Source organism: Luteolibacter sp. SL250, from assembly GCF_026625605.1.
Classification (GTDB): domain Bacteria; phylum Verrucomicrobiota; class Verrucomicrobiia; order Verrucomicrobiales; family Akkermansiaceae; genus Luteolibacter.
The window spans coordinates 781,820-807,306 of the sequence record NZ_CP113054.1 but is presented as its reverse complement, the minus strand read 5'-3'; the positions used below and the strand labels follow the sequence as shown (position 1 = coordinate 807,306).

Here is a 25,487-nt window from a genome sequence, read left to right as displayed (position 1 = left end):
CGATGGACTCCGCAGCCGAATCCTTCATCCGCTTTCTGGCGATCGAGCGCGGCCTTTCGGAAGCCTACCAGCTTTCCGTCCGCCAGACGCTGGATGCGCTGGCGGAATGGATGCGGCGGTCCGGAAAGCCGCTGGCCGAGATCGGCACGGATGAGCTGGCCGCCTTTCTCGTTCAGCGGAAAAGCGACGGCCTCACCGCTGCCTCGCTGCGCGTCTCCACGGTACACCTGAAGATTTTCTTCCGCTGGCTGGCTGCCCGGAACCATCTGCCGATGGACCCGGCGGAACCTTTGGTCGCCCCGCGGGGGGAAAGCCACCTGCCGGAGACCCTGCACGCGGACCAGATCACCCTATTGCTGGACTCCATTCCCCAGGACCAACCGCTGGGCCGCCGGGACAAGGCGATGCTGGAACTTTTCTACTCCTCCGGACTCCGGCTCTCGGAGCTCTGCAAGCTGCGGCTGGAGCTGATCGATTTCGACGAGGGCTTCATCCGCATCACCGGCAAGGGCAACAAGACACGGATCGTCAGGACCGGCCGCAAGGCGCTCGCCGCCCTGCTGGACTACCTGCGGAATGAGCGACCGTCCCTGGTGACGAAGCGCACCTCCTCCCATGTGTTTCTGAGCGTGCGGGGCGGACCGTTGTCACCGGACCGGGTGCGCCAGATCGTCAAGGAGCGCTGCGCCGCCGCCGGGATCGAGCAGAATGTCTATCCCCACCTGCTGCGCCACTCGTTCGCCACCCATCTGCTTGAGGGCGGTGCGGACCTGCGGGTGATCCAGGAACTGCTGGGCCACGCCGACATTTCCACGACACAGATCTACACCCATGTGGACGGGGCGCGCCTGAAATCAATTCACCGGAAGTTCCACCCGCGCGGGTGAAAGGAAGATCCTTCAGGGTTTGACCGGGATTTCCGGCGGCTTCGGGGAATCACCGTAGGGCTTCACCTCCAGCTTCGGGCCAGTGGGCTTCGGCTCGGCGGCGACCGCCGCGGGGGCAGGTGCGGCGGCAGGTGCGGCGGCGTCAGTTCCCGCCACCGCCGCGATTTCCTCCGTCCGGATCGACTGGAACAGGAGATTGTAGTTGTGCCGCAGGACCGAGGGGAAGGAAACCCGCCCGGCCTCGACGATCTTCTCCCGCAGCAGTTTCGCGGAAAGGTCCGCCACCATGTCCGTGCCGATCTGCACCGCACGGTCCACCCCGGCGGCCTTCGCGGTATCCGTGCCGCCCTTGATCACGTCGCTGGTGATGGCCCGGCCCTGAATGGCGATGTTCGACTGCGCGGAGACGATGGTTCCCTTGTCGTTGATCGTGATCTCCAGGATGGCATGGTCGTCGGACGCCAGCATCCCCCGCATGTGGTCGATGCGGACGGAGACGAAGATGCCGCCATCCGGCGTCGGGGACACCTCAGGCTTGAACGTACGGTAGCTGGAGCCGGACAGCGGGTACTCCGCCGCGTGGTTGGAACGCTTCGTCCAGCCCCCGAGTTTTTCCCCGAAGGCCTTCTCGTCAATCCGCACCTCGGCGGATGCCGTGGCCAGAATGGCGCCGGCCATGGCCAGGAAAGTCAACTTACACTTCATAATCTCCAGGCCGTTCGGCCGGGGCGACAATACGTTGTTTTTAAGGAATTTCCTCCAAAATTTTTCCGCATGGGATTTCCCGGCAGGCAGCGGTTGCACCTTCCACGCGGTCCCGCTATGCCTCTGGCGTGTCCCGTCCCGTCGATCTTCTCATCGAGTTCCTCCGTTCCGAGCAGGAGCGGGGCGTGTCGCACATCCACCTCGACGAGGAGGCCCGCGATGGCCTGCGGGGGTTGTTCGAGCGTTCCCGCTCCGGAAAAAGTGCGGCCGCTCCCGCGCCTCCGGTTTCCGCCCCGGCGGAGATGGAAAATTTCAACCTGGAGCCGGAAACCCCGGCTTCATACCCCACTGCGGCAGCCGGCACCGTCCAGGCCGAAGGAATTTCCCGTGAGGAACGGCTGGCGTCCCTCCGCAGCCAGGCGGAGTCCTGGCCCGCGGCACGGTCGCTGGGCACGCTGCGGGACACCATGGTGTTCGCCGTGGGCAATCCCGCCGCGCGGCTGATGTTGGTGGGTGAGGCCCCGGGCTATCAGGAGGAAAAGGAGCGGGAACCGTTCGTCGGACCCGCAGGCCAGAAACTCAACGATATCCTCAAGGCCATGGGCCTGCGGCGTGAGGAGGTCTATATCTCGAACATCGTCAAATTCCGCCCGGCCCTGCCGAAGCAGACGACGAACAACCGGAAACCGACCCCGGAGGAAATGGCGTCCTGCATGCCCTTCGTCCGTGCGGAGATCGGGATCATCAAGCCGGAGTGCATCATCGCCCTCGGCGGCACCGCCGCGGAAGGACTGCTCGGCCTCCAGGGGGCCGTCACCGGGATGCGCGGGAAGTGGCACGATCTGGAAGGCATCCCCGCCCGCGTCACCTACCACCCCAGCTACCTGCTGCAGAGCGGCGCCACCGGCAACGCGAAGCGGTTGCTGTGGGAGGACATGCTGGCGGTGATGGAGAAGCTGGGCCTGCCCATCTCCGACAAGCAGCGGGGCTATTTCCTGCCGAAAGCCTGAAACGGGACGCTCATTCCCTCCGACTCGGCGAGCGCCTTCTGGTTGGCGTCAAAAGTCAGGAACTCCTCCACACCGAGGTGCAACGCAGTCGCCACATGGAGGATATCCACAAGCCGGTTCCCGCTCCCGCGGGTGTGGACGCTGCTGAGGGTCTCGGCAATCCGGTGTACCACCGCCCAATCCACCCCCTCGATTTTCAGAACGCCATCGGTAAGGTCGGATTGGAGGTCCCGCAACATCCGCGCTCCTTCGCTCTCCGGGAACCCTTTCCGGCGGTCCAGGGAAAACAGCCTCGTCTGCAACCGGACGGACTGCCGGAACTCCAGCAACAGCAATCCTGAAACCGGAAGCGCGGCGGCATGCCGTTCCATGAATGTGATCGCTTCAGGACTGTTCACCTGCCTGCGGTAGAGGGCGCAGAGCAGGGAGGTATCGGGAAAGACTTTCATCCTTCCTCCCCCTCCAACTCATCGGCACGCATGTCGTCGATCTCCTGGCGGGTGAAAACACGCTCCCCCCAGATCGCCTTCTGCCTAGCCCTGAAGTCGGGCATCCGGAACGGCACCGGGGAGTCCGGCCCGACAGGCTTGAGAACCGCGATGACTTCACCGCGTTTCTCGATCCGGATTTCCTCGCCTTCACCGAGCCAAGCCTCGAGTTTGGCGAACTCGTTCCTCAACTCACGGACCGTGGCTGTCTTCACGTGGACATATTATGTCCACACCCAGGAAAGTCAACCCTCCACGGCCCTTTCACCGAGGATCTTGATGGCCCTCGGCACCGCCTTCCGGCGCAGGCCGAACTGCCGGACGGCATGGCGCTGGAGGTGGGCGGCGGCGTCCTCGACATCGTCGGTGACAAAGATCAGATCCGGGTCCCCGGGGCTGATGGTCCCCTCCTCCGCCATATGGTAGACCAGCTCCATCAGCGGTTTCCAGTAGTCCTTGCCCATCAGGATGAGCGGGAAGTTCCGCAACTTGCCGGTCTGGATGAGAGTCAGCGTCTCGAACATTTCATCCAGTGAACCGAAACCACCCGGCAGCACCACGAAGGCGTAGGAATACTTCACCAGGATGGTCTTCCGTGTGAAGAAGTAGCGCATGGTGACGGACCGGTGGACGTAGGGGTTCAGGTGCTGCTCGAACGGCAGCTCGATGTTCACGCCAATGGAGCACCCCCCGGCCTCGAAGGCCCCCTTGTTCCCGGCCTCCATGATGCCCGGCCCGCCGCCGGTCATGGTCGTGAAGCCGAGGCGGGCGCAGGCCGCGCCCATTTCCTCCCCCATCCGGTAGAAGTCCGACCCCGGCATGGTCCGCGCCGAGCCGAAGATGGTCACACACGGCCCCGCGAAATGAAGCGTGCGGAACGCGCGGATGAAATCCCTGCAAACATGGAAAAGGGTCATCGCATCCCGCCAGCGTGACCGCGGTCCGGAAAGCCAGGTGCGGTCCGGTGACTCCAGCTCGAAGACCTCCTGCTGGCGGATCTCCTCCTCACTGACATCCGCTGGCGGTGTGGGAGATTGGGGTGTCTTTGCTTTCATAACAGGATCTAACATGATGCTTGGACGTCTTGTAACCCCTTTTCCTTCAAAAGCTCCATCGGGCGGTTGATGGAGTCCCTCCCTGACGTCCACGCGCTGGCCTCCGGGACTACGGTGAATCCGGGCTTCCCCCACATCGGGCGGGCACGAGACGGCGTTTCGACACGTACCTTGCCGATATCGCGAAAACAAACATCAGCGGCATGCCATGAAAGCGGCATGAAGATCCCGTTTCGTCTGAATTTCGGTTTCCGCCCCCACCGGAGCCCTGTCGGGGAAAAACAAACGGACGCGGCCCACAAAGGCAGCGTCCGCTCGCATGAAGGATTGAGGTCCGGGAAATTACGCGCCGAAGTTCTTAGCGGCGACGTCCCAGTTCACGACGTTCCAGAACGCGGCGATGTAGTCCGGGCGCTTGTTCTGGTAGTTGAGGTAGTAGGCGTGCTCCCAGACATCCAGGCCGATGACCGGGGTGCCTTCGATGCCGGCGACGGCCTTGCCCATGATCGGGCTGTCCTGGTTGGCGGTGGAGCCGACGGAAAGCTTGCCGTCCGCGCCCTTGACCAGCCATGCCCAGCCGGAGCCGAAGCGGGTGGCGCCTGCCTTTGCGAAGGCTTCCTTGAACGCGTCAAAGGAACCGAACGCGGCGTCGATGGCAGCGGCGAGGTCGCCGGAGGGTGCCTTGGCACCGCCCGGGGCGATGACTTTCCAGAAAAATGCGTGGTTCACATCGCCACCGGCGTTGTTGCGGACGGCGGTGCGGATGTCTTCCGGGACGGAAGCGAGGTCCTTCACCAGCTCCTCGGAGCTTTTCGCGTCGAGGTCGCCCTTGCCCGCGGTGGCGTTGTTCAGGTTGGTGATGTACGCCTGATGATGCTTGGAGTGGTGGATTTCCATGGTCTTCGCGTCGATATGGGGTTCGAGCGCGTCGTAGGCGTATCCGAGTTCCGGGAGAGTTCTGGCCATAATAATGAGAGGTAGGATTGGGTCTTGTGCTTCCGCCCGAATGGGCGGACAAGCAACGCGACACCCATTACGAAAGCCAGCATTCACTTTCCCGCAAGGACAAATCCATGCCTCCCGAAATCCAGCCCCACCTACCCCAGATCATCGCCGCCGCCGCGGGATTTCTGATCGCATGGATCATCACTTCCCTGATCGGCAAGGCGAAGGTTTCCGCCGCCCAGGAACGGGTGAAGGCGGAGGAAAGGCGCTCGACGGAGATCGAGGCGCGGCTCGCCCGGACCACGGAGGAATCCCAGCGGAATGAAAACGAAGCACAGAACTTCCGCACCCAACTGGCGGAGGCCCGCTCCCGTCATGAGGCGGAAATGAAGGCCGCCGCCGAAAAGCAGGCGCTGATCGAGCGGGCGGAGGTCAAGCTGTCCGACACCTTCAAGGCCCTCTCCGCGGATGCCCTCCGCTCCTCCACGGAACAGTTCCTCCAGCTCGCGAAGTCCTCCCTTTCCACCCAGACGGAGGAAGCGAAAGGCGAGATCGAAAAGCGCAAGACCGCCATCGAAACGCTCATCCGCCCGGTGGCGGAGTCGCTGGGGAAATTCGAGCTGCGCATCGGCGAGATCGAGAAAGCCCGCGAGGGCGCCTACGCGGAGCTGAAGGAACAGGTCCGCGCCCTTGGCGAAGGCCAGCTCGGCCTGCAACGGGAAACCGCCTCGCTGGTGAAGGCGCTGCGCCAGCCCACCGGCCGCGGCCAGTGGGGGGAACTCCAGCTCCGCCGGGTGGTCGAGCTGGCAGGGATGCAGGAGCACTGCGATTTCGAAACCCAGCACCAGACCGCAAATGACGAGGGCAGGCGCCTCCGCCCGGACCTGATCGTGCGGCTGCCGGCCGGCAAGACCATCGTGGTCGACTCCAAGACGCCGATGGACGCTTACCTCGACGCGCTGGAAGCAGGCGACGAAACCCTGCGGGATCTGGCGCTCCAGAAGCACGCCCAGCAGGTGCGCAACCACATCCAGCAGCTCGCCTCGAAAAACTACAGCGCGCAGTTCGCGGAAGCACCGGAGTTCACCGTGCTGTTCCTGCCCAGCGAGTCCTTCTTCTCCGCCGCCCTCCAGCACGACGCCACCCTGATCGAGCGTGGCGTGAAGGAAGGCGTGATCCTGGCCACCCCCACCACACTCATCGCGCTGCTCCGCGCGGTGGCCTACGGCTGGCGGCAGGAATCCATCGCGGAAAACGCCCGCGAGATCTCCCAGCTCGGCAAGACGCTGCATGAGCGGCTGGGCAAGCTGGCGGAGCACTTCGCCAAGGTGGGGCGTTCGCTCGGCAATGCGGTGGACAGCTATAACAGCGCCGTCGGTTCCCTGGAAACGCGGGTGCTGCCCGCCGCCCGCAAGTTCGAGGAACTGAAGGCCGCTCCGGACTCCGCCTCGATCCAGAATCTCGAACCGATCGACAAGACGCCGCGCCTCGTCGCTCCGGATGAACCGGCTCCCGACTCCGCCCCGCCGGTCCGTCCGCAGATCCCGGCCAACGCGCTGGCCGCACTGGCAAAGGCGCGTGACATCGCCGCCACCCACCAATCCAACGAGCCGATCCCCGTTCCGGATGCGGCCAGCCTGGACCCGGGCGACGAGGATTTCACCTTCGTCCCGGATGCGCCGGCGAGCGCCCGCAGCGCGGCGAATGACTTGCGCTCCGCTTTGGGTTAATATCCTTCCAGCCATGCTCCCCGCCCTGACCGGTCAATCCCAGGAACAGATCTCTTCCTTTCTCAAGGAGGCCGGAGAGCCTGCGTTCCGCGCCGGGCAGATCATGGAATGGATCTGGAAGAAAAAGGTCACCTCCATCGACGCGATGACGAACCTGCCCGCCGCCCTGCGGGCAAAGCTGTCGGAGCATTTCCGCCTCGGCGCGCTGGAGCACACCCACACCCAGGGATCGCACGACACGACGCGGAAGTTCCTCTTCCGCCTGCATGACCACCGCTACGTGGAAAGCGTCCTCATCCCGGCGAACCCCGCGCTTTACGGCGAAAAATCGGACCGTCGGACGCTCTGTGTTTCCTCACAGGTGGGGTGCGCCTACGGCTGCAGGTTCTGTGCCTCCGGCCTCGCGGGATTCACCCGGAACCTCGATCCATCGGAAATCGCCGGGCAGGTGTTATCCGCGGAGCAGCTTTCCGGCGAGCGGGTGGACAACCTCGTTTTCATGGGCATGGGTGAGCCGCTGGCCAACCTGGACAACCTGCTGGCCGCCATCGGCCTGATCACCGGGGAAAAGTCGCTTCATCTTGGCGCGCGCCACCTCACCATCTCCACCTCCGGCCTGGTGCCGAAGATCCGCCAACTGGCGGAGCATCCGCAGCAGATCCGCCTGGCCATCTCCCTCCACGGCGCGACCGACGACGTGCGCAACCAGATCATGCCGGTGAACAAGAAGTGGCCGGTGGCGGAGCTGTTCGACGCGCTCGACTATTGGAATTCCCGCAAGAACCAGAAACTCACGCTGGAATACATCCTCATCCAGGGCGTGAACGACTCGCTGGAACAGGCGGCGATCCTCGCGCGGCACGCCCGCAAGCTGCACGCGAAGGTGAACCTGATCCCCTACAACACGGTCGAGGGACTGGACTGGAAACGCCCCGCCGTGAGCCACTGCCGCGCCTTCCAGGATGTCCTGAAAAACGCCGGCGTCTCCGCCACGCTCCGCCTTGAAAAGGGCCACGACATCGACGCCGCCTGCGGCCAGCTCCGGCTGAAGCAGGAGACGCAGGAAGGCATCATCGAGGCCCCGGTGAAGCAACGATGAGCGAAAATCCCTACGCCCCTCCCGGCAGGCCGGACGATGGGGACGAAGTGCCGGATGCCCCCCTCTCCACCGGCTGGATGCTTGACGGAGGCAGGTTGATGGTGAGGCAGGACGCGCAGTTGCCCATGGTCGATCCTTTCAGCGGTGTTTCGGAAGAAAGGATGACCCTCAGAAGCCTCCCGATCCGCTATTCGCCCTCATGGCACCGGATGACGTTTGCCGGGGCTGTCCTGGGCCTCGCGGGTGGAGGTTTTTTCCGGTTTCCCCACGGGCTTTCCCCTTTCCTCCTGATCTCCGGAGCGGCGGCCATTACCCTCTATCTGATCTCCGGAGTTTTTCTCAGCAGCGTCCGGATCCGGGTTTTCACGACCCGTGCTTCGAACCTGAAGGCCCGGATGGGCAATCTGATCAACGCCATGATGGCGGTCACGCTGGCCTCGCTCATCTTTGCGGCAAATTCCGGACGGATTCACCCTGCGGTCTCCACCGGGATCGCGATGCTTTTCGGTCTTTCGCTCATCGCGTCCATTTCTTTCCGGATGCTCACCTGGAGATTGACATGCCGGAAGAAGACCGGGGATCGCTATGAAGTCCGGGGACTCCATCCCGATGCGTTCCGCTTTCTCGGAGAACGGTTCTCCCCGCCCTGAAGTCCGCGCTCCTTCTCACCTCGAATTCTGGATCGCCTCGCTGACCGCAGGAAAGATCTGCTTCTTCCGGCTGACGACGCCCGGAGCATCGAACAGATGCGTGTCCGTCCGCTTGAACGGGAACTGGTTGAGGATCGGCTCATCACCCACCGCGAGGATGACGCTGTGGTGGCGGGCCACATCGGTGATGGCCAGGACGCCGAACGCGTAGTTCTTCGACCGCACGAGCTCCTTGAGGACGCACTCCAGCTCCTCACGCCGCGGACCGAAGCCATGGAGATCCCGTTCCTCCACCTGGGAGATGCTGACGGTCATGCCGTCCTCCGTGAACTCCTTGCGGTCAGCATTCAGGATCTCCTCCGGGGTGCCGGTGGCCATCAAGGAACCGACCGCGAAGAATTCCTCGGTGAATTCCTCCGCGTCGATCTCCGCGATCCTGCACAGCCAGTTGAGCATCTCCCGGTCCAGCAGGGTGGTCGTCGGAGAGGTGAGGCACAGCGTGTCCGAAACGATGCCCGCGCAGAGGCACATGGCCACCCCCGCATCCGGGGTGAGGTCACGGTGGAGGAACTTCCGCGCCACCAGCGTGGAAGTGGAGCCGACCGGCTCGTTGAGGTAACGGATCGGCTCGCGCGAGACGAGGTTTCCCGCCAGCCGGTGGTGGTCGATGACTTCCGTGATCTCCGCCTCCTCGACCCCTGCGACGGCCTGCGCGTATTCGTTGTGGTCCACCAGCGCCAGACGGATGCGCGGCGGATCAACGAGGTCGGACTTGGAAAGAACGCCGATCATTTTCCCGCTGCCCTGCTCCATCACGGGGAACAGGTCCTGGTCGAGGGCGGTGAGCCGCTTGCGGAGGCGGGAGACCGGCTCGTTGGAGCCAATGGTGACGATGTTGGACGTCATGACGTGCTTCACCGTGCGGGAGCACCGCAGGAGGGTGGAGGCGCTGGCGGTGTCCTGGTGGCAGAGCAGCACCACAACCCCCTTTTTCTTCGCATACGCGGCGATGTCCGGGGTGACGGTGTTTCCACCGGTGACGAGCAAACCGCGCGCGCCGTGGTCGATGGCGTATCGCTGGACGATCGGGCGGTCGCCGCAGATCACCAGGAAGCGCTCCACCAGACCTTCCTGCTTCGCGGTCTTCAGACGCTTGTCCACCGTGTTCTGGGAGGAAGCACCCACCAGCAGGATGAGTTCCTCCTCCAACTCCGCAGGAGGGAGATCCGCCCCCACGCTGGTGGCCTGGAGGGTGTCCACCACCTTTGAGAAGGAAACATGGACGGTCCGCACCTTCATCCCATCCGTCTCCGGCGGCAGCAGAAGGCCGAGCAGGTCCAGGTAGCGCAGCATCCCGCGTAGTCCACCAACCGCATCCACGACCGGGGCGCTGCGCACCCCGAAGGAAAGCAGGCGCCGGTAGGCGGTCAGGAAAGTATCACTTTCCTCCACCTGGACGATGTCCCGGCGGCAGAGCATGCCTGCGGAAACCCGCACATCGTTCAACAAGACCGGCGGCTCGATCTCCGCCTTGTCGAGCACCCATCTGGTCCGCTGCGGCAGATCCCCGCAGCGGGCGGCGATCGCATTCGGGACTTCGCCGGAGGCCCTCAGGAGGGCGGCATGGCCGATGGCGGAACAAATCGCATCCGTATCCGGATTGCGGTGGCCGATGACGTAGAATGGAAGCATGAACAGGCGGAAGATTTAACGGTTGTCCTCCCGGATTTCGACCAATTAATTTTCAGTTGATGCGGTGGCGGCGAGGACCTCCCACCCGACAGGATGTCAGTCGGTTCCTCCTCCCGCGCCGCGGGTGAAACGCCGCATCAGTTCCGCATGGGACTGCACGTTGAAGTTGCTGTAAATGTCCTTCACATAGTCGGACACGGTGTGAATCGAAAGGTTCAACTGGTCGGCGATCATCTTGCGGCTGCGCCCTTCCAACAGCAGGTTGAGGACCAATCTCCGCGGGCGAGACAACTCCGGGGTTTTCGCACCGAAATCCTCCGGCCAACCCTCCGCATGCAGCCAGAATGCTTCGGTCAGGAGGATGTGCGCGATTTTCCGTTCGCGCTCGCTGAACATGGGTTGGTCCGCCCGTCGGTAGAGGGCGATGATGCTCACACACCCTTCATTCAGCGGTCGTGCGGAGAGGATGATGGGGGCGATGTCCGCCGCCAGCCAGAACTCATTAGCCACCGCCGCGGAAGCGGAAGCCCCCGGACGGTCAATCTGCTGCCGTGTCCGTGTGATGTGGGACTTCCTCTCCATGAGTTCCCGGGTGAACGGCTCCATCAGGACTTTCATGCCCGGATGCTCCACCGCCTGGAGGTAGCGGGCAAACCGCGCCTCATCGAAGCCCTCGTGGAGATAAGCGGCGTAGACCGGGGGCCGGGAAGGATCCAGGTAGCCCAGCGCCCACACCCAACTGTCCGCACCGACCATCCTCCGCAGTCCATCCATGAGATAGCGCTTGGAGGTGGTGTGGTCGCCCCTCAGCGCCGCCACCTCCGCCACCAGCCGCACCATCGCACGCGCGTCCTTCTCTTCCACGGAATCTTCCATTTCCCTGTCCATCCCCACCCTACCGCCCGAGGCCGCGGCGGACAACCGGAAAGGAGCCGCCCGAGCAGCCAGTCCTCCCGGGACCGACCGCCCCCTCCACATCCGGCTGATCTCCGCCCCACCAGCCTGACACGGCCAGCCGGACAGCCTCCGCCCCCAGGCAACGATGGGGTTGCCAGATTCCGGGGAAACGCTACTGTCCCGCCCCCGGCCTGAGTCTGCCGGTCCCTGAAAATGAGCCTGCCACATGTAGCGATCGTTGGTGCCACGGGTGCCGTCGGCATTGAAATGCTTCTTTGTCTCGAACAGCGGAACTTCCCCATCGGGAAGCTCACGCTGCTCGCTTCCGCCCGTTCGGCGGGCAAACGGCTCGTTTTCAAGGGCGAGGAGATCGAGGTGAAGGAACTCACCCACGATTCCTTTGCGGGCATCGACATCGCGCTTTTCAGCGCCGGTGGCGGCATCTCGCTCGAGTACGGGCCGTCCGCCGCCAAGGCCGGGGCCATCGTGATCGACAACTCATCCGCCTTCCGCATGGATCCGGATGTCCCCCTCGTCGTGCCGGAAATCAACCCGGCGGCCGCGAAGAATCCGCCGAAGGGCATCATCGCGAACCCGAACTGCACCACCATCATCTCGCTGATGGCGCTCGCGCCGCTGCACGAGAAGTTCGGCCTGGAGTCGATCATCGCCTCCAGCTACCAGGCGGTTTCCGGGTCCGGCGCGCAGGGCATCATCGAGCTTGAGGAACAGGTGAAAGCCATCGCCAACGGTCTGGAGGTGACCACCAAGGTCTATCCGCGCCAGATCGCCTTCAACGTCATCCCGCAGGTGGATGTCTTCACGGACAACGGCTACACGAAGGAGGAGATGAAGATGCAGAACGAGGGCCGGAAGATCCTCGGCTTCCCGGAGCTGAAGGTTTCCTGCACCTGCGTCCGCGTGCCGGTCTACCGCTCGCACTCCGTCTCCATCACCGCGAAGTTCAGCCGCCCGGTCGATCCGGAGTCCGCGCGCGCCGCCTATGCGGGCAAGCCGGGCGTCCAGGTGGTGGACAATCCTGCCGAAAAGCTCTTCCCCGTGCCTCTCGACACCACCGGCAAGGACGACTGTCTGGTCGGCCGCATCCGGAAGAACCTCGTCCTGGACAACGCCCTCGACCTCTGGGTCGTCGGTGACCAGGTGCGCAAGGGCGCGGCCCTCAATGCCGTGCAGATCGCGGAGATCCTCTGATCCGATTTTTTCCCGGCCATGGACCTGAAGACCTATCTCAAAGCCATGGCCGCGGAAACGGACGCGGCCCTCGACCGCTTCCTTCCCAAGGAAGAGCAGTCTCCCTCCACGATTCACTCTGCGATGCGCTACAGCGTCTTCGCCGGGGGAAAACGTCTCCGTCCCATCCTATGTATCGCCGCCGCCGAAGCCTGTGGCGGCGACCCCGGGGACGCGCTCCCTCCCGCCTGCGCGGTGGAGTTGATGCATACCTACTCCCTCGTCCACGATGATCTTCCCGCCATGGACGACGACGACCTGCGCCGTGGCCGCCCGACCTGCCACAAGGTGTATGGCGAGGGCATGGCCGTCCTCTGCGGCGACGCGCTGCTCACGGAGGCCTTCATCGTCATTTCACAAACCAAGGCCACCAAGCGCTACGGCGCCCGCGAGTATGTGGCAGAACTTGCCGCGACCGGCGGCAGCCTGAAACTCATCGGTGGCCAGGTCCTCGACCTTGAGGGCGAAGGAAAGAAGCTGGAGAAAGAGGATCTTGTCCGCATCCATGAGGCGAAAACCGCCGCCCTCCTCACCACCTCGCTCCGCCTGGGAGGCATGACCGCCAACGCGAAGCCGGAAAAGCTCCAGGCGCTCACGGATTTCGGCTACGCCCTCGGCCTCGCGTTCCAGGTCATCGACGACATCCTCGATGTCACCCAAAGCACCGAAGTGCTGGGCAAAACCGCCGGCAAGGACGCGGCGGTGGAGAAGTCCACCTACCCTTCCGTGCTGGGCCTGGAAAACTCCCGCAAGGAAGCCGCGAAGCTCACGAAGCAGGCGCTCGACTCACTGGAACCGCTGGGCAAAAAGGCCGGGCGCCTGCGTGAGATCGCAGCCAGCCTGCTGGAGCGGGAATATTGAGGAAAGGCCCCTCAGCCCTTCACCAACTTCCGGAAGTATTCGATGGTCGGCTCGAGACCTTGCTCGAGAGTCACCTGTGGCTGCCACCCGAGCTCCTTGCTCGCCAGCGTGATGTCCGGGCGCCGCTGTTTCGGGTCATCCCCCGGCAGCGGGTGGAAGGTGATCTTCGACGGGCCGCCGACCTTTTTGAGGACCATCTCGGCTAGCTGCAGCATGGTGAACTCACCGGGATTTCCGATGTTCACCGGCCCTTGCAGCGTGGGATGGTTCATCAGACGGACAAAGCCTTCGATGAGGTCGTCCACGTAGCAGAACGACCGTGTCTGCGTGCCATCCCCGTAGATCGTGAGATCTTTCCCCTGGAGCGCCTGAACGATGAAGTTGGAAACCACACGACCGTCGTCCGGCAGCATGTTCGGCCCGTAGGTGTTGAAAATACGCACCACCCGGATCTCGGTTCCGTGCTGGCGGTGGTAGTCGAAGAACAGCGTCTCAGCCACCCGCTTTCCCTCGTCATAGCAGGAACGGATGCCGATGGGGTTCACGCAGCCCTTGTAGGTCTCCGGCTGCGGGTGCACTTCCGGGTCGCCATAGACTTCCGAAGTCGAAGCCTGGAAAACGCGCGCACCGACCCGCTTCGCAAGCCCCAGCGAGTGCATCGCCCCGAGGAACGAAGTCTTCGTCGTCTTGATCGGGTTGTGCTGGTAATGCGGAGGTGAAGCGGGACAAGCCAGGTTGTAGATCTGGTCCACTTCGAAGTGGAACGGATTGGTCACATCGTGCCGGACCAATTCGAAGTCCGGATTTTTGAGCAGATGGACGACATTCTTCTTACGGCCGGTGAAGAAGTTATCGAGACAGATCACCTCGTGCCCTTCTTTGAGTAGCCGCTCGCACAAATGCGATCCGAGAAAGCCCGCTCCGCCCGTGATGAGTATCCGCATGGACGGAAAACCAGCGGGAAACCGGCACGGTGACAAGCCAGTAACCCTGTTTGTTCAAAAAAGTTTGAACAAACAGGGTTTTCCGTCCAATGCTTCCCCATGGCTGACGCCGGTAGCCAGGACCACCGTTCATCTCCAGACCGCCTGCTCGATCCGATCGAACGGCAGGTGGTGGACATTTTTGTCGATGGCGTGCGGGTGCTGGGCCTCCCCCGTTCCATCGGGGAGATCTACGGCCTGTTGTTCATCACCCCCTCCCCGCTGTCGCTCGATGACCTGGTGGTGAAGCTGGGAATCAGCAAAGGATCCGCCAGCCAGGGACTGCGGATGCTGAGAAGCCTGGGTGCCATCCGGGAAGCGGAAGGGATAACCGACCGCCGCACCCACTTCGAACCAGCCGTGGAGCTGAAACGGCTGGTCGGCGGCTTCATCCGGGAACAGGTCCGCCCCCATATCGAAAGCGGCAAATCCAAGGTGAAACGCCTTGAGGAAGCAATCCCGTCGGTCGGACAAGAGAAACAGGAATTCGTCAGGGAAAGGGTGGAACGTCTGGACCAATGGATGAGAAGGAGCCGCCAGGTGCTGCCCTTGCTTCAGAAAATTCTCGGACAATGAGCCACGATTCCGACCAACCGGCGTGGTACTGCGCACGTACGCAGACGAAGCGGGAGCACATAGCGGCGGAGCACTTGCGGGGCTTGGAGGGCGTGGAGGTTTTCTGCCCGCGGCTGCGCTACCGGAAAGCGACCCGGCGGGGGAAGATCTGGTGGGTGGAGCCTCTGTTCCCCGGCTATCTGCTCGTCCGTTTCCGCATTTCCCAGATGGAGCGGGCGGTGACCTTCAGCCAAGGCATCCGCGGACTGGTGAAATTCGGCCGTGAAATCCCCACCGTGCCGGGCGCATTGGTGGAATCCTTGAGACAGGAAGTTCGCCTCCGCTCACAGAACCCCGACCAAGCCTCCGAAATCCTCGATGTTTCTCCAATCGTGGAAATCGGCGATGAAGTCGAAATCGCCTCCGGACCCTTCCAAGGAATGCGCGGCCCGGTGGTGGAAGTCCTCTCCGCCACGGAACGGGTGAAGATCCTTCTGGAGTTCCTCGGCCAGAAACATGCCGTGGATCTGGATTTTTTCTCCATCGTCCTGCCCCGGCGCCCCCTACCCTGAACCTGACCGACTCCTTGCAAAGCGACTTCTCCACCGACTTCCTGATCATCGGCGCGGGCTTCTCCGGGCTGGTCGTCGCGGAACGTCTTGCCGCAGCCGGGTGGAAATGCGTGGTGGTGGACCGGCGCCCCCACCTCGCCGGAAACGCCTTCGACAGCCAGGATGAGGCGGGCGTCCTCACCCACCGCTACGGCCCCCATTATTTCCGCACGAACTCCCGGAGAATCCTCGACTACCTCTCCAGATTCACCGGATGGCATGAGGTTGCCTACACCATCAAGAGCTTCACCCGTGGACGGTATTGGAGCTTTCCGGTGAACCTGAACACGTTCGAGGAACTGACCGGGAAATCGTCGACATCAGAGGAGTTCGCGGAATGGCTGGCAGCCAACCGGGTGCCGATCAGCAGCCCCGCCAACTCAGAGGAAGTCATCCTTTCCCAGGCAGGCCCCGATTTTTACAAGCTGTTCTTCGAGGGCTACACCCTGAAGCAATGGAAGCGTCATCCAAGGGACCTCGACGCATCAGTCTGCGGCCGGATCCCCATCCGGACCAACCGTGACGACCGCTACCTGACCGAAAGCTTCCAAGCCCTGCCGGACAAAGGTTACACCGCCATGTTCGGGAGCCTTCTCGCAGCCTCCCCGCGGGTGGAGGTCCATCTGGGGGTCGACTCCGAGGAAGCACGCCGCCGGTGGAAACACCGCCACCTGATCTACACTGGAGCGATCGACGAATACTTCGGCTATCAATTCGGCCCCCTGCCCTACCGTTCCCTGCGCTTCGAGCATGAGGCATTTTCCGCCGGGAAGCTCCGTGAGCGCGAGGAGATCTCCGGGAAACCGGGGTTCTGGCAGCCAGCCATGCAGGTGAACTATCCGGATGCGGATGTTCCGTTCACCCGCATCATCGAAATCAAGCACGCCACCGGCCAGAAGACCCCGGCCAGCAGCATCATCCGGGAGTATCCGAAAGACTGGACTCCGGGTACCGATCCGTATTATCCCGTTCCCGCGCCTGACAGCCGGGCAGCTTACCTTCGCTACGCGGAACTGGCATCCACGGAGAAGAACACCAGCTTCATCGGACGCCTCGCCACCTACCGGTACTACAACATGGACCAGGTCACGGGCATGGCGCTCGCCGAAGCCGACCGCTTGTTGACCCGATACGGAACCCCCTGACTTTCCATGAAAAAACTCTTCATCACAGGCCACCGGGGCATGGTCGGCTCCGCCCTCGTCCGCAAGGCCGGGTTGCTCGGCAGTTACGAAACCATCACCGCCGGACGCGATGCCGTGGACCTGACCGACCAGGCGGCGGTATTCAGCTTCCTTGAACGGGAACGCCCGGACGTGGTCATCATCGCGGCGGCGAAAGTCGGCGGCATCCATGCCAACGCCACCTACCCGGCGGACTTCATCTACGAAAACCTCGTGATCGCCTCGAATCTGGTGGAGGGCAGCAGGCGGGCCGGAGTCGGGCGCGTGCTTTTCCTCGGGTCATCCTGCATTTACCCCAAGCTCGCGCCCCAGCCGATGCCGGAAAGCTGCCTGCTGACCAGCCCGCTGGAAGTCACCAATGAAGCCTACGCGGTGGCGAAGATCGCGGGACTGAAACTCTGCCAGCACTACCGCGCCCAGCACGGCCTGCTCTATCACAGCGCCATGCCGACCAATCTCTACGGACCGGGCGACAACTATCACCCGGAGAATTCCCACGTCATCCCGGCCCTGATCCGCCGGTTCCACGAAGCGCAGGCCAATGGCGCTCCATCGGTCACGATCTGGGGAACGGGCACGCCTCTCCGGGAGTTCCTCCACGTGGATGATCTGGCGGACGCGTGTTTCCACCTTCTCCGCCTGGAGAATCCACCGGACTGGGTCAATGTCGGCGTCGGGGAGGATATCAGCATCCTCGATCTCGCTAAACTCGTCGCCGAAGTCACCGGCTTCCAGGGACAGATCCTCACAGACCCGACCAAGCCGGACGGCACGCCGAGGAAGCTCATGGACATTTCCCTCCTTCGTGGGACAGGCTGGGCACCTTCCGTCGCATTCCGCGACGGACTCGCCGCCGCCTATCAGGATTTCCTCGCCTCCACCCTCTCCGGAGACGCACGCCTCTGAACCACCCTCTCCCAACTCCCCTATGAAACGCGCTCTCATCACCGGTGTCACCGGTCAAGACGGATCCTATCTCGCCGAGTTCCTCCTTGCGAAGGGATATGAGGTTCACGGCATCAAGCGCCGGGCCTCCCTTTTCAACACCGAGCGCGTGGATCACATCTACGAAGACCCCCATGTGGAAAACTCACGTTTCCGCCTGCACTACGGGGATCTGACGGACACCTCCAACCTCACCCGGCTCCTTGCTGAGATCCAGCCCGACGAGGTGTATAACCTGGGTGCGCAATCGCACGTCGCGGTTTCATTCGAAGCTCCCGAATACACGGCGGATGTGGACGCCATCGGCACGCTGCGCCTGCTGGAGGCCATCCGCTTCCTCGGGCTGGAGAAAAAGACCCGCTTCTATCAGGCCTCCACGTCCGAGCTCTACGGTCTGGTCCAGGAGATCCCGCAGAAGGAGACCACCCCGTTCCACCCCCGCTCGCCCTACGGTGTCGCGAAGCTCTATGCCTACTGGATTGCGGTGAACTACCGTGAGGCCTACGGCATCTATGCCTGCAACGGCATCCTCTTCAACCATGAGTCCCCGCGCCGGGGGGAGACCTTCGTCACGCGCAAGATCACCCGCGGCATTGCCAACATCTCCCAAGGGCTGGAAAGCTGCCTCTATCTCGGCAATCTCGACGCCCTCCGTGACTGGGGTCACGCAAAGGACTACGTCCGCATGCAGTGGATGATGCTCCAGCAGGATGCCCCGGAGGACTTCGTCATCGCCACTGGCAAGCAGATCGCCGTCCGCGAGTTCATCCGCATGTCCGCGAAAGAAGCCGGGATCACGCTGGAATTCAGCGGAGAGGGCGTGGATGAGATCGCCACCGTCGCCGCCGTTGACACCACCATCTCCCCCTGTGTGGCGGTGGGTGATGTGCTGGTCCGTGTGGATCCACGCTACTTCCGGCCGGCCGAAGTGGAAACCCTGCTGGGAGACCCCACCAAGGCGAAGGAAAAGCTCGGATGGGTGCCGGAGATCACCGTGGAGGAAATGTGTGCCGAAATGGTGGCCTCCGATCTCGAGAAGGCCCGCCGCCACGCACTCCTCAAGAAGCACGGCCACCACATCTCCGTCGCCAAAGAATAACCCGCGGACCCGCCCGTCTTCATGACAACTGTTTCGGTCATCGGCCTGCCCGTCGCCGCCATCGACTACGCCATGGCGGTCGCATGGATCCTCGGGCATGCCGCCAAGGCTGACCGGGCCTATGCCGTGGAAGCGGCGAACACCCACGTCGCCGCACTTGCCCGGAATGACGCGTCATTCGGACAGGCCATGTCCCGCTTCGACCTGATCTGCCCGGACGGCATGCCACTGGTATGGAGCGTGAACGCCCGACTCCCTCCGGATAAAAAGCTCACGGACCGCGTCTACGGCCCCACCCTCATGCTGGAGACCCTGCGGGCGACCAACACTCCCGCCGCCGGGTTCCGCCATTTTCTGCTGGGGGGCAAAACCTCAACGCTGGAAACGCTCCGCGCGAACTTCGGCGAAAAGTTCCCGGATGCGGTGATCGCGGATACCTACTCCCCGCCCTTCGGCCAATGGCCGGAAGATGAACTCGAAACCATCTGCCGCAGGATCAGGGATTCGGGGGCGAACCTCATCTGGGTGGGCCTTGGCTGCCCCAAACAGGAGTGCTGGATCGCGGAGAACAAGGATCTCCTCCCGCCGGGTGTCTACTTCGGCATCGGGGCGGCATTCGCATTCCATGCCGGGGAGGTCAGACAGGCACCAGGCCATTTCCAGAAGTTCGGACTTGAATGGGCCTACCGCCTCCTGATGGAACCGCGCAGGCTTTTCCGCCGCTACTTCACCTACAACTCCCTCTTCGTCTACTACTTCCTCCGCGACCGGATGATCGACTAGCCGTTACCAACCTGCTGACAACATGACCATCAAACACATCTGCTGCCTTGGCGCCGGCTACGTCGGTGGCCCGACCATGGCAATGATCGCCGCCAAATGCCCTGACATCCAGGTGACCGTGGCGGATTTCAACGAAAAGCGCGTTGATGCCTGGAACTCCGACGAACTCCCTGTCTATGAGCCGGGACTTGATGAGGTGGTCGTTTCGGCCAGGGGTAGAAATCTTCATTTCACCACGGATATCCGGGCAGCCATCGCAGCGGCCGATCTCATTTTCGTATCCGTCGGGACCCCGACGAAGTCCTACGGCATCGGTGCTGGCCGCGCGGCGGATCTCCGCTACATCGAGTCCGCGGCACGCCTGATCGCGGAGGTTTCGGACCGGGACAAAATCATCGTCGAGAAGTCCACCATCCCGGTGAAGACCGCCAGCGCGATCAAGACCATCCTGGCCGCGAACTCACCCAACGGGGCGAAATTCCAGGTTCTCTCCAACCCGGAGTTCCTCGCCGAAGGAACCGCCATCAGCGACCTCAACAACCCGGACCGCATCCTCATCGGCGGGGAAACCACCCCTGAAGGCAATGCCGCGGTGGAGGCCCTGGTCTCCGTCTATGCGAACTGGGTGCCGCGTGAGCGCATCATCACCACCAACCTCTGGTCTTCGGAGCTTTCCAAACTGGTGGCGAACGCCTTCCTCGCCCAACGGATTTCCTCGATCAATTCCATTTCCGCCCTCTGCGAAGCCACCGGGGCGGATGTGGATGAAGTGGCCAAGGCCATCGGGATGGACTCCCGCATCGGCCCGAAGTTCCTCAAGGCGTCCGTCGGCTTCGGTGGCTCCTGCTTCCAGAAGGACATCCTCAATCTGGTCTATCTCTGCGAATCCTTCGGCCTCCCCGAAGTCGCCGCTTACTGGAACCAGGTGATCCAGATCAATGACTGGCAGAAAAGCCGGTTCGTCGAAAAGATCGTCCGTACGCTTTTCAACACGGTCTCTGGCAAGCGCATCGCCATCCTCGGCTTCGCGTTCAAGAAGGACACCAATGACACCCGCGAGTCCGCCGCCATCCACGTCTGCCGGGATCTCCTCCATGAACGTGCCCATCTGGCGATCTACGATCCGCAGGTGGATGCCGCCGCCATCCACCGGGACCTCGTGGAGGCGGGCATCGATCCCTCACTCGTCCTTTCCAACGTGGAGATCTGCTCCGATCCGTATGAGGCGGCTGACGGCTCACATGCGCTCGCCACGTTGACCGAATGGGATGAGTTCAAGGACATCGACCTGGACAAGCTGCACAACCTGATGCTGAAGCCGGCCTTCATCTTCGACGGGCGGGCCGTATTCTCCAGCGCCGCGCTGAAAGCGCACGGCCTGGACGCATTCATCATCGGCAAAGGCATCTAACCGCCGAACCGGTAACCGATCCCGCGCGCTGTCCCGATGATGGATGGATGCGCCGGATCGGCTTCGATCTTCTTCCTCAGCGTGAACACATGCTGGTCCAGCGTGCGGGAGTCCGGGAAGTAGTCCGAACCCCAGCACTCATCCAGGAAGGCATCCCTGCTGACCGGCCTGCCCGCCTGACCCACGGGAAGTATCATCATCAGGAGCGGTTTCATCTTCATGGCCCCTATCATGCATGTCCGCCGGCACCGCCGTGTCAAAAGGATGTCAAAACATCGGACTATTTTCCCTTCTCTTTGCCCCGGCAGGGCTTACGCTGTCACCAAATCGCCATGTCCAACATCCACCCAGAGTTCCACCGTTTCCTCCAGCGCAGTGACAAACAGAGCCTGCTCAAGCAGCAGGGACTGGTCATCTGGATGTGCGGTCTGTCCGGGTCCGGAAAATCAACCATCGCGAATGCCGCCGAACGGGTGCTCCACCAACAGGGCCGCTTCACGGTCATTCTGGATGGAGACAACCTCCGCACCGGCCTCAACGCGAACCTGGGCTTCAGCGACACGGACCGGCTGGAAAATATCCGGCGGATCGCCGAGGTGGCGAAGATCCTGGTTTCTCAAGGGATCATCGTCTTCGTCTCCGCAATTACCCCACGGGGAGAACTGCGCGACCTGGCCCGCGGTCTGATCGGGGACGATCTCTTCGAAGTCTATATCAAGGCCAGTTATGAAGCCTGTGAGAAGCGTGATGTGAAGGGGCTCTATGCCAAGGCGGCCCGTGGCGAGATCCAGCACTTCACCGGCAAGGATGGCTCCTTCGAGCCCCCGGCGAATGCGGATTTGGTCATCGATACGGAATCCACCTCCGTGGAGGACTCCGCATTCGAGCTTCTGGAGGCCATCCGCGATCGGATTGCCCTCGCTTAATATTACCAAACAACTCAGGTTGGTAATTATATTCCTTGACCTTTTTCCGGGCGGGACCTACCCACTCGCGCGCACCACCGATCCACGGCGTGCCTTCTCTCTCTCCAAATGCCTAACTATCAACTGAGCCATCTCGACCAGCTCGAAGCGGAGGCCATATTCATCCTCCGTGAAACGGCTGCCCAATTCCAAAATCCCGCACTTCTTTTCTCCGGAGGCAAGGACTCGATCGTGATGGCATGGCTCGCCCGCAAGGCATTCTGGCCGGCCCGCATGCCCTTCCCGCTGGTGCACATCGACACCGGCCACAACTTCCCGGAGACCATGACGTACCGCGATGAATTCGTGGAACTGATACGCGCGAATCTGGTTGTCGGCTCCGTCCAGGAATCCATCGACACCGGTCGGGTTGTGGAGGAAAAGGGCCCGAACGCGTCCCGCAACAAGCTCCAGACCGTCACCCTGCTCGATACGATCGAAAAGCACGACTACGACGCCGCCCTCGGCGGCGGCCGCCGCGACGAGGAGAAAGCCCGCGCCAAGGAACGCTTCTTCTCCCACCGTGACGACTTCGGCCAGTGGGACCCGAAGAACCAACGCCCGGAACTCTGGAACCTTTTCAACGGCCGCAAGAATCCCGGCGAACACTTCCGCGTCTTCCCCCTGTCCAACTTCACCGAAATGGACATCTGGATGTACATCAAGCGCGAGAAGATCCCTCTGCCGAACATCTACTTCACCCATCAACGGGAGGTGTTCGAGCGCAACGGCCAGCTCCTCGCCGTCACCGAGTTCCTGAAACCCCAGGAGCACGAAAAGGTCGAGATCCGCACCGTCCGGTTCCGCACCATCGGTGATGCCACCTGCACCGGCGCCGTGGAATCCCCGGCTGCCGATCTTGACGAAGTCATCGCCGAAGTCGCCGCCGCCCGCCAGACCGAACGTGGCACCCGCGCCGACGACAAACGGTCCGAGACCGCCATGGAAGACCGGAAGAAGGAGGGATACTTCTGACAAAGTTGGCCGGTTTTCAGTGTTCAGTTTTCAGGAAAAGACCTGGAAAAAGCACCGGAAACTGGCGACGCCGCCAGCCCAGCGCCTGCGGATGACGGCATTCTTCCTGAACACTGAAAACTGAACTCTAGCAAACTTTCCTCTCCATGGACCTTCTCCGTTTCACCACCGCCGGTTCCGTCGATGACGGCAAATCCACCCTGATCGGCCGCCTTCTTTACGATTCCAAATCCATCTTCGAGGACCAGCTTGAGGCCGTCGAGGAATCCTCCCGCCGCCGCGGGGATGAGCACGTCAACCTCGCGCTGCTGACAGACGGCCTCAAGGCCGAGCGGGAGCAGGGCATCACCATCGACGTCGCCTACCGCTATTTCGCCACCCCGAAGCGGAAGTTCATCATCGCCGACACGCCCGGCCACATCCAGTACACCCGCAACATGGTGACCGGTGCCTCCACCGCGAACCTGGCCATCATCCTCATCGACGCCCGCAAAGGCGTGATCGAGCAGACCAAACGCCACTCCTTCATCGCCAACCTGCTCCGCATCCAGCACCTCGTCGTCGCGGTGAACAAGATGGACCTGGTGGACCACTCCGAGGAGACCTACAACCAGATCATCAAGGACTACCACGAGTTCGCCTCGCGTCTCGATAACATCGTGGAGATCACCACCATCCCCATCTCCGCCCTCAACGGAGACAACGTCGTGGACAAATCCACGAACATGTCGTGGTACCAGGGCCCCTCCCTCCTTTACCACCTGGAACACGTCTACGTCGGCGGAGAGGAAAACCACATCGATGCCCGCTTCCCCGTCCAGTGGGTCATCCGCCCCATGTCCAACGACTGGCACGACTTCCGCGGCTTCGCCGGCCGCGTCGCTGGCGGGGTGTTCAAACCTGGAGACGAAGTCACCGTCCTCCCCTCCGGCTTCACCAGCCGGATCAAGGCCATCCACAGCCCGGAAGGCGAACGCGAAGAAGCCTTCGCGCCGCAATCCGTCTGCCTCACCCTCACGGATGAGATCGACATTTCCCGCGGCGACACTTTGGTCAAAGCCAACAATCCCCCGATTGTCTCCCAGGACATCGAGGCCATGATCTGCTGGTTCTCCTCCAAGCCGATGCCGCCACGCGCCAAGCTCGTCATCCGCCACACCACCCAGGAGACCAAAGCCATCATCCAAAGCGTGAAGTACCACGTGAACGTCGATACGCTGCACAAACTGGAAGGCATCGATACCTTCAGCATGAACGACATCGGCCGCATCACCCTGCGCACCGCCGTGCCACTCATCCACGACAGCTACCGCCGCAACCGCGCCACCGGCTCCTTCATCCTGATCGACCCCGGCACGAACGAAACCGTCGCGGCAGGGATGATTATTTGATAAGGTTGTCCAGGTCATCTGGCATTCCCTGTTTGTTCATTTTTTCTTGAACAAACACCTCCTGCAGCTAGGTTCGCGGTCGTTCCCTCCCACGGGGAGCGACCAGTCCTTTTCCACACCCTGCCGCAGGTTTTTCCCAACGCTGATTGAGGAATCAACCATGGGCGGCAGCGTGCCCGCCGCCGCCGATGTCCTCCAGCATCCATGATGCCACCGTAATGATGGTGGGGGTGGTCCCTCCTCCGGTGCACGGCCAGTCCATCGCAACGCAGGCGCTGTTCGATGCGGACCTGTCTCCTGTCAAAAAGATCCTGATTCCCATCCGCTCGAGCAAAACACTCGAGTCGGTGGGAAAATTTACTTTCTCCAAAGTATCCGGGCTGATCCTCCTCGTCCTCAAAGCTTGGGCCGCGTGGCTGCGCCACCGGCCATCGGTCCTATATTACACGGCTGGCAGCGGGGCATGGATTCCCTTCATCAGAGACTTCGTTTTCCTCACACTCTGCCGTCCGCTTTTCCGCAGGACCCTGATACACTACCACTCTGGAAACTTGGTGGAGTTTCTGGAAGCCTCCCGGTTCCGCTCGATCATGGGACGCTTCATCTACGGACGGGATGCCTGGACGATAAGGCTCGGCGAGCATTGTCCTGCCCCCATCTACCCCGGGGGCCGGGTCCTCGATGTACCCAACGGCATCGACGCACCAACCGATCTTCTCCACGAGCCCTCAGCGTCTTTCCGCATCCTTTTCCTCGGAAATCTGTTCAAGGACAAAGGGGTCATCGACCTGATCGATGCCGTAAGCGTGCTGGCCGAAAAGCATCCCTTACCGATCACTCTCTCACTCATCGGGGGCTGGCCCGACGGGGAAATCCGAAAGGAGATCGAAAGCCGCATCGCCGCCCTCCCCGCGAATGTCACATGCCCGCCACCTGCCCCCGCCTATGGACCGGCAAAATGGCATGCCACTTCCAGCCACGATGTCTTCGCATTTCCCTCCTACTATCGTTCGGAAAACTTCCCGCTCGTTATCATCGAGGCAATGGCAGCCGGACTTCCCGTCATCGCCAGTGACTGGCGCGGCATCCCATCCTTGGTGAAAGATCGAGAAACCGGCCTGCTGGTCCCGCCAAGGGATATCCACCGTCTGGCCAGCGCGCTGGAGAACCTCCTGCTCGATCCCGCACTCCGCACTAGGCTGGCTGAACAGGCCACCGCATTTTATCAGGAGCATCTCACCGCCGCCGCCTTCACCGGAAGGGTGCGTGCCATCATGATCCGAGCTTCCAGTCCCGATTGCAAATGACACCCAAT

27 protein-coding genes are annotated in these 25,487 nt (G+C 62.4%); 18 read left to right on the top strand and 9 right to left on the bottom strand.

What is annotated here, in order from left to right:
• The first annotated feature begins 2 nt into the window (after positions 1-2).
• Complete coding sequence (locus OVA24_RS03675; protein ID WP_267673612.1) at positions 3-887, top strand: tyrosine recombinase; 885 nt, start codon at positions 3-5, stop codon at positions 885-887.
• 12 nt (positions 888-899) lie between these two features.
• Here the strand turns inward: OVA24_RS03675 and OVA24_RS03670 are convergent, their stop codons facing one another.
• On the bottom strand, positions 900-1,565 hold the full coding sequence (locus OVA24_RS03670) for a hypothetical protein (protein ID WP_267673610.1): 666 nt from the start codon (positions 1,563-1,565) through the stop codon (positions 900-902).
• Positions 1,566-1,720: 155 nt separating this feature from the next.
• Here OVA24_RS03670 and OVA24_RS03665 point away from each other — a divergent pair, with 155 nt between their 5' ends.
• Entirely contained in the window at positions 1,721-2,602 is an 882-nt protein-coding gene (locus OVA24_RS03665; RefSeq protein ID WP_267673608.1) for a uracil-DNA glycosylase, read from the top strand.
• Here OVA24_RS03665 and OVA24_RS03660 read toward each other — a convergent pair.
• The 4 genes from OVA24_RS03660 to OVA24_RS03645 all read right to left on the bottom strand — a co-directional run bounded on the left by OVA24_RS03660 (position 2,581) and on the right by OVA24_RS03645 (position 5,111).
• The gene (locus tag OVA24_RS03660) at positions 2,581-3,051 is read right to left on the bottom strand and encodes a PIN domain-containing protein (RefSeq protein ID WP_267673606.1); all 471 of its coding nucleotides are present in this window, start codon (positions 3,049-3,051) and stop codon (positions 2,581-2,583) included. The genes OVA24_RS03665 and OVA24_RS03660 overlap by 22 nt on opposite strands.
• A complete protein-coding gene (locus OVA24_RS03655) occupies positions 3,048-3,305 on the bottom strand; it encodes a type II toxin-antitoxin system Phd/YefM family antitoxin (RefSeq protein ID WP_267673604.1) in 258 nt (85 codons plus the stop codon). Before OVA24_RS03655 ends, OVA24_RS03660 begins: the two co-directional genes overlap by 4 nt.
• Positions 3,306-3,335: 30 nt before the next feature.
• A complete protein-coding gene (locus OVA24_RS03650) occupies positions 3,336-4,145 on the bottom strand; it encodes an LOG family protein (RefSeq protein ID WP_267673602.1) in 810 nt (269 codons plus the stop codon).
• A 342-nt stretch (positions 4,146-4,487) separates the two neighbouring features.
• Entirely contained in the window at positions 4,488-5,111 is a 624-nt protein-coding gene (locus OVA24_RS03645; protein ID WP_267673600.1) for a superoxide dismutase, read from the bottom strand.
• Positions 5,112-5,218: 107 nt separating this feature from the next.
• Here OVA24_RS03645 and rmuC point away from each other — a divergent pair, with 107 nt between their 5' ends.
• Genes rmuC through OVA24_RS03630 form a run of 3 tightly spaced genes read left to right on the top strand, consistent with a single transcriptional unit; the run spans position 5,219 to position 8,569 of the window.
• Positions 5,219-6,820, top strand: a complete 1,602-nt coding sequence (gene rmuC, locus OVA24_RS03640) for a DNA recombination protein RmuC (protein WP_267673598.1) — start codon at positions 5,219-5,221, stop codon at positions 6,818-6,820.
• A 13-nt stretch (positions 6,821-6,833) separates the two neighbouring features.
• Complete coding sequence (rlmN, locus tag OVA24_RS03635; RefSeq protein WP_267673596.1) at positions 6,834-7,919, top strand: dual-specificity RNA methyltransferase RlmN; 1,086 nt, start codon at positions 6,834-6,836, stop codon at positions 7,917-7,919.
• Positions 7,916-8,569 (top strand): hypothetical protein, encoded by a 654-nt coding sequence (locus tag OVA24_RS03630; RefSeq protein ID WP_267673594.1) that lies wholly within the window; start codon positions 7,916-7,918, stop codon positions 8,567-8,569. The genes rlmN and OVA24_RS03630 overlap by 4 nt, the downstream gene beginning before the upstream one ends.
• Before the next feature lie 15 nt (positions 8,570-8,584).
• On the opposite strand, the gene OVA24_RS03625 is transcribed toward OVA24_RS03630, so the two are convergent.
• Both OVA24_RS03625 and OVA24_RS03620 read right to left on the bottom strand, forming a co-directional pair.
• On the bottom strand, positions 8,585-10,261 hold the full coding sequence (locus OVA24_RS03625) for a putative manganese-dependent inorganic diphosphatase (RefSeq protein WP_267673592.1): 1,677 nt from the start codon (positions 10,259-10,261) through the stop codon (positions 8,585-8,587).
• Between the two features lie 96 nt (positions 10,262-10,357).
• Entirely contained in the window at positions 10,358-11,137 is a 780-nt protein-coding gene (locus tag OVA24_RS03620; RefSeq protein WP_267673590.1) for a helix-turn-helix transcriptional regulator, read from the bottom strand.
• A 234-nt stretch (positions 11,138-11,371) separates the two neighbouring features.
• Between OVA24_RS03620 and OVA24_RS03615 the strand changes: the two genes are divergently transcribed.
• Positions 11,372-12,370 carry an aspartate-semialdehyde dehydrogenase gene (locus OVA24_RS03615; protein ID WP_267673588.1) on the top strand — a complete coding sequence of 333 codons (999 nt, stop codon included), beginning with the start codon at positions 11,372-11,374 and terminating at the stop codon, positions 12,368-12,370.
• A gap of 18 nt (positions 12,371-12,388) precedes the next feature.
• A complete protein-coding gene (locus tag OVA24_RS03610; protein ID WP_267673586.1) occupies positions 12,389-13,270 on the top strand; it encodes a polyprenyl synthetase family protein in 882 nt (293 codons plus the stop codon).
• An 11-nt stretch (positions 13,271-13,281) separates the two neighbouring features.
• Here the strand turns inward: OVA24_RS03610 and OVA24_RS03605 are convergent, their stop codons facing one another.
• On the bottom strand, positions 13,282-14,214 hold the full coding sequence (locus OVA24_RS03605; protein ID WP_267673584.1) for a UDP-glucuronic acid decarboxylase family protein: 933 nt from the start codon (positions 14,212-14,214) through the stop codon (positions 13,282-13,284).
• Between the two features lie 99 nt (positions 14,215-14,313).
• Here OVA24_RS03605 and OVA24_RS03600 point away from each other — a divergent pair, with 99 nt between their 5' ends.
• From OVA24_RS03600 to OVA24_RS03570, 7 genes are read left to right on the top strand one after another with little or no spacing between them, the layout of a single operon-like run.
• Positions 14,314-14,829: a GbsR/MarR family transcriptional regulator gene (locus OVA24_RS03600; RefSeq protein WP_267673582.1), complete on the top strand. Its 516-nt coding sequence runs from the start codon at positions 14,314-14,316 to the stop codon at positions 14,827-14,829.
• Positions 14,826-15,380, top strand: a complete 555-nt coding sequence (locus tag OVA24_RS03595) for a transcription termination/antitermination protein NusG (RefSeq protein ID WP_267673580.1) — start codon at positions 14,826-14,828, stop codon at positions 15,378-15,380. The genes OVA24_RS03600 and OVA24_RS03595 overlap by 4 nt, the downstream gene beginning before the upstream one ends.
• Before the next feature lie 14 nt (positions 15,381-15,394).
• Complete coding sequence (locus OVA24_RS03590; RefSeq protein ID WP_267673578.1) at positions 15,395-16,564, top strand: UDP-galactopyranose/dTDP-fucopyranose mutase family protein; 1,170 nt, start codon at positions 15,395-15,397, stop codon at positions 16,562-16,564.
• Positions 16,565-16,570: 6 nt separating this feature from the next.
• Positions 16,571-17,509: a GDP-L-fucose synthase family protein gene (locus tag OVA24_RS03585; RefSeq protein WP_267673577.1), complete on the top strand. Its 939-nt coding sequence runs from the start codon at positions 16,571-16,573 to the stop codon at positions 17,507-17,509.
• Positions 17,510-17,531: 22 nt separating this feature from the next.
• Positions 17,532-18,647: a GDP-mannose 4,6-dehydratase gene (gmd, locus tag OVA24_RS03580; RefSeq protein WP_267673576.1), complete on the top strand. Its 1,116-nt coding sequence runs from the start codon at positions 17,532-17,534 to the stop codon at positions 18,645-18,647.
• A gap of 21 nt (positions 18,648-18,668) precedes the next feature.
• The gene (locus tag OVA24_RS03575) at positions 18,669-19,430 is read left to right on the top strand and encodes a WecB/TagA/CpsF family glycosyltransferase (RefSeq protein ID WP_267673575.1); all 762 of its coding nucleotides are present in this window, start codon (positions 18,669-18,671) and stop codon (positions 19,428-19,430) included.
• A 22-nt stretch (positions 19,431-19,452) separates the two neighbouring features.
• On the top strand, positions 19,453-20,841 hold the full coding sequence (locus OVA24_RS03570; RefSeq protein ID WP_267673573.1) for a UDP-glucose 6-dehydrogenase: 1,389 nt from the start codon (positions 19,453-19,455) through the stop codon (positions 20,839-20,841).
• On the opposite strand, the gene OVA24_RS03565 is transcribed toward OVA24_RS03570, so the two are convergent.
• A complete protein-coding gene (locus tag OVA24_RS03565; RefSeq protein WP_267673571.1) occupies positions 20,838-21,056 on the bottom strand; it encodes a winged helix-turn-helix domain-containing protein in 219 nt (72 codons plus the stop codon). The two genes, OVA24_RS03570 and OVA24_RS03565, sit on opposite strands and share 4 nt — an antisense overlap.
• Positions 21,057-21,173: 117 nt before the next feature.
• Between OVA24_RS03565 and cysC the strand changes: the two genes are divergently transcribed.
• The 4 genes from cysC to OVA24_RS03545 all read left to right on the top strand — a co-directional run bounded on the left by cysC (position 21,174) and on the right by OVA24_RS03545 (position 25,479).
• Entirely contained in the window at positions 21,174-21,767 is a 594-nt protein-coding gene (cysC, locus tag OVA24_RS03560) for an adenylyl-sulfate kinase (protein ID WP_267673570.1), read from the top strand.
• 108 nt (positions 21,768-21,875) lie between these two features.
• Positions 21,876-22,781: a sulfate adenylyltransferase subunit CysD gene (gene cysD / locus OVA24_RS03555; RefSeq protein WP_267673568.1), complete on the top strand. Its 906-nt coding sequence runs from the start codon at positions 21,876-21,878 to the stop codon at positions 22,779-22,781.
• Positions 22,782-22,927: 146 nt separating this feature from the next.
• A complete protein-coding gene (cysN, locus tag OVA24_RS03550; RefSeq protein ID WP_267673566.1) occupies positions 22,928-24,172 on the top strand; it encodes a sulfate adenylyltransferase subunit CysN in 1,245 nt (414 codons plus the stop codon).
• Positions 24,173-24,360: 188 nt separating this feature from the next.
• Positions 24,361-25,479, top strand: coding sequence for a glycosyltransferase family 4 protein (locus tag OVA24_RS03545; protein WP_267673563.1), 1,119 nt, complete (start codon positions 24,361-24,363; stop codon positions 25,477-25,479).
• Positions 25,480-25,487: the final 8 nt, after the last annotated feature.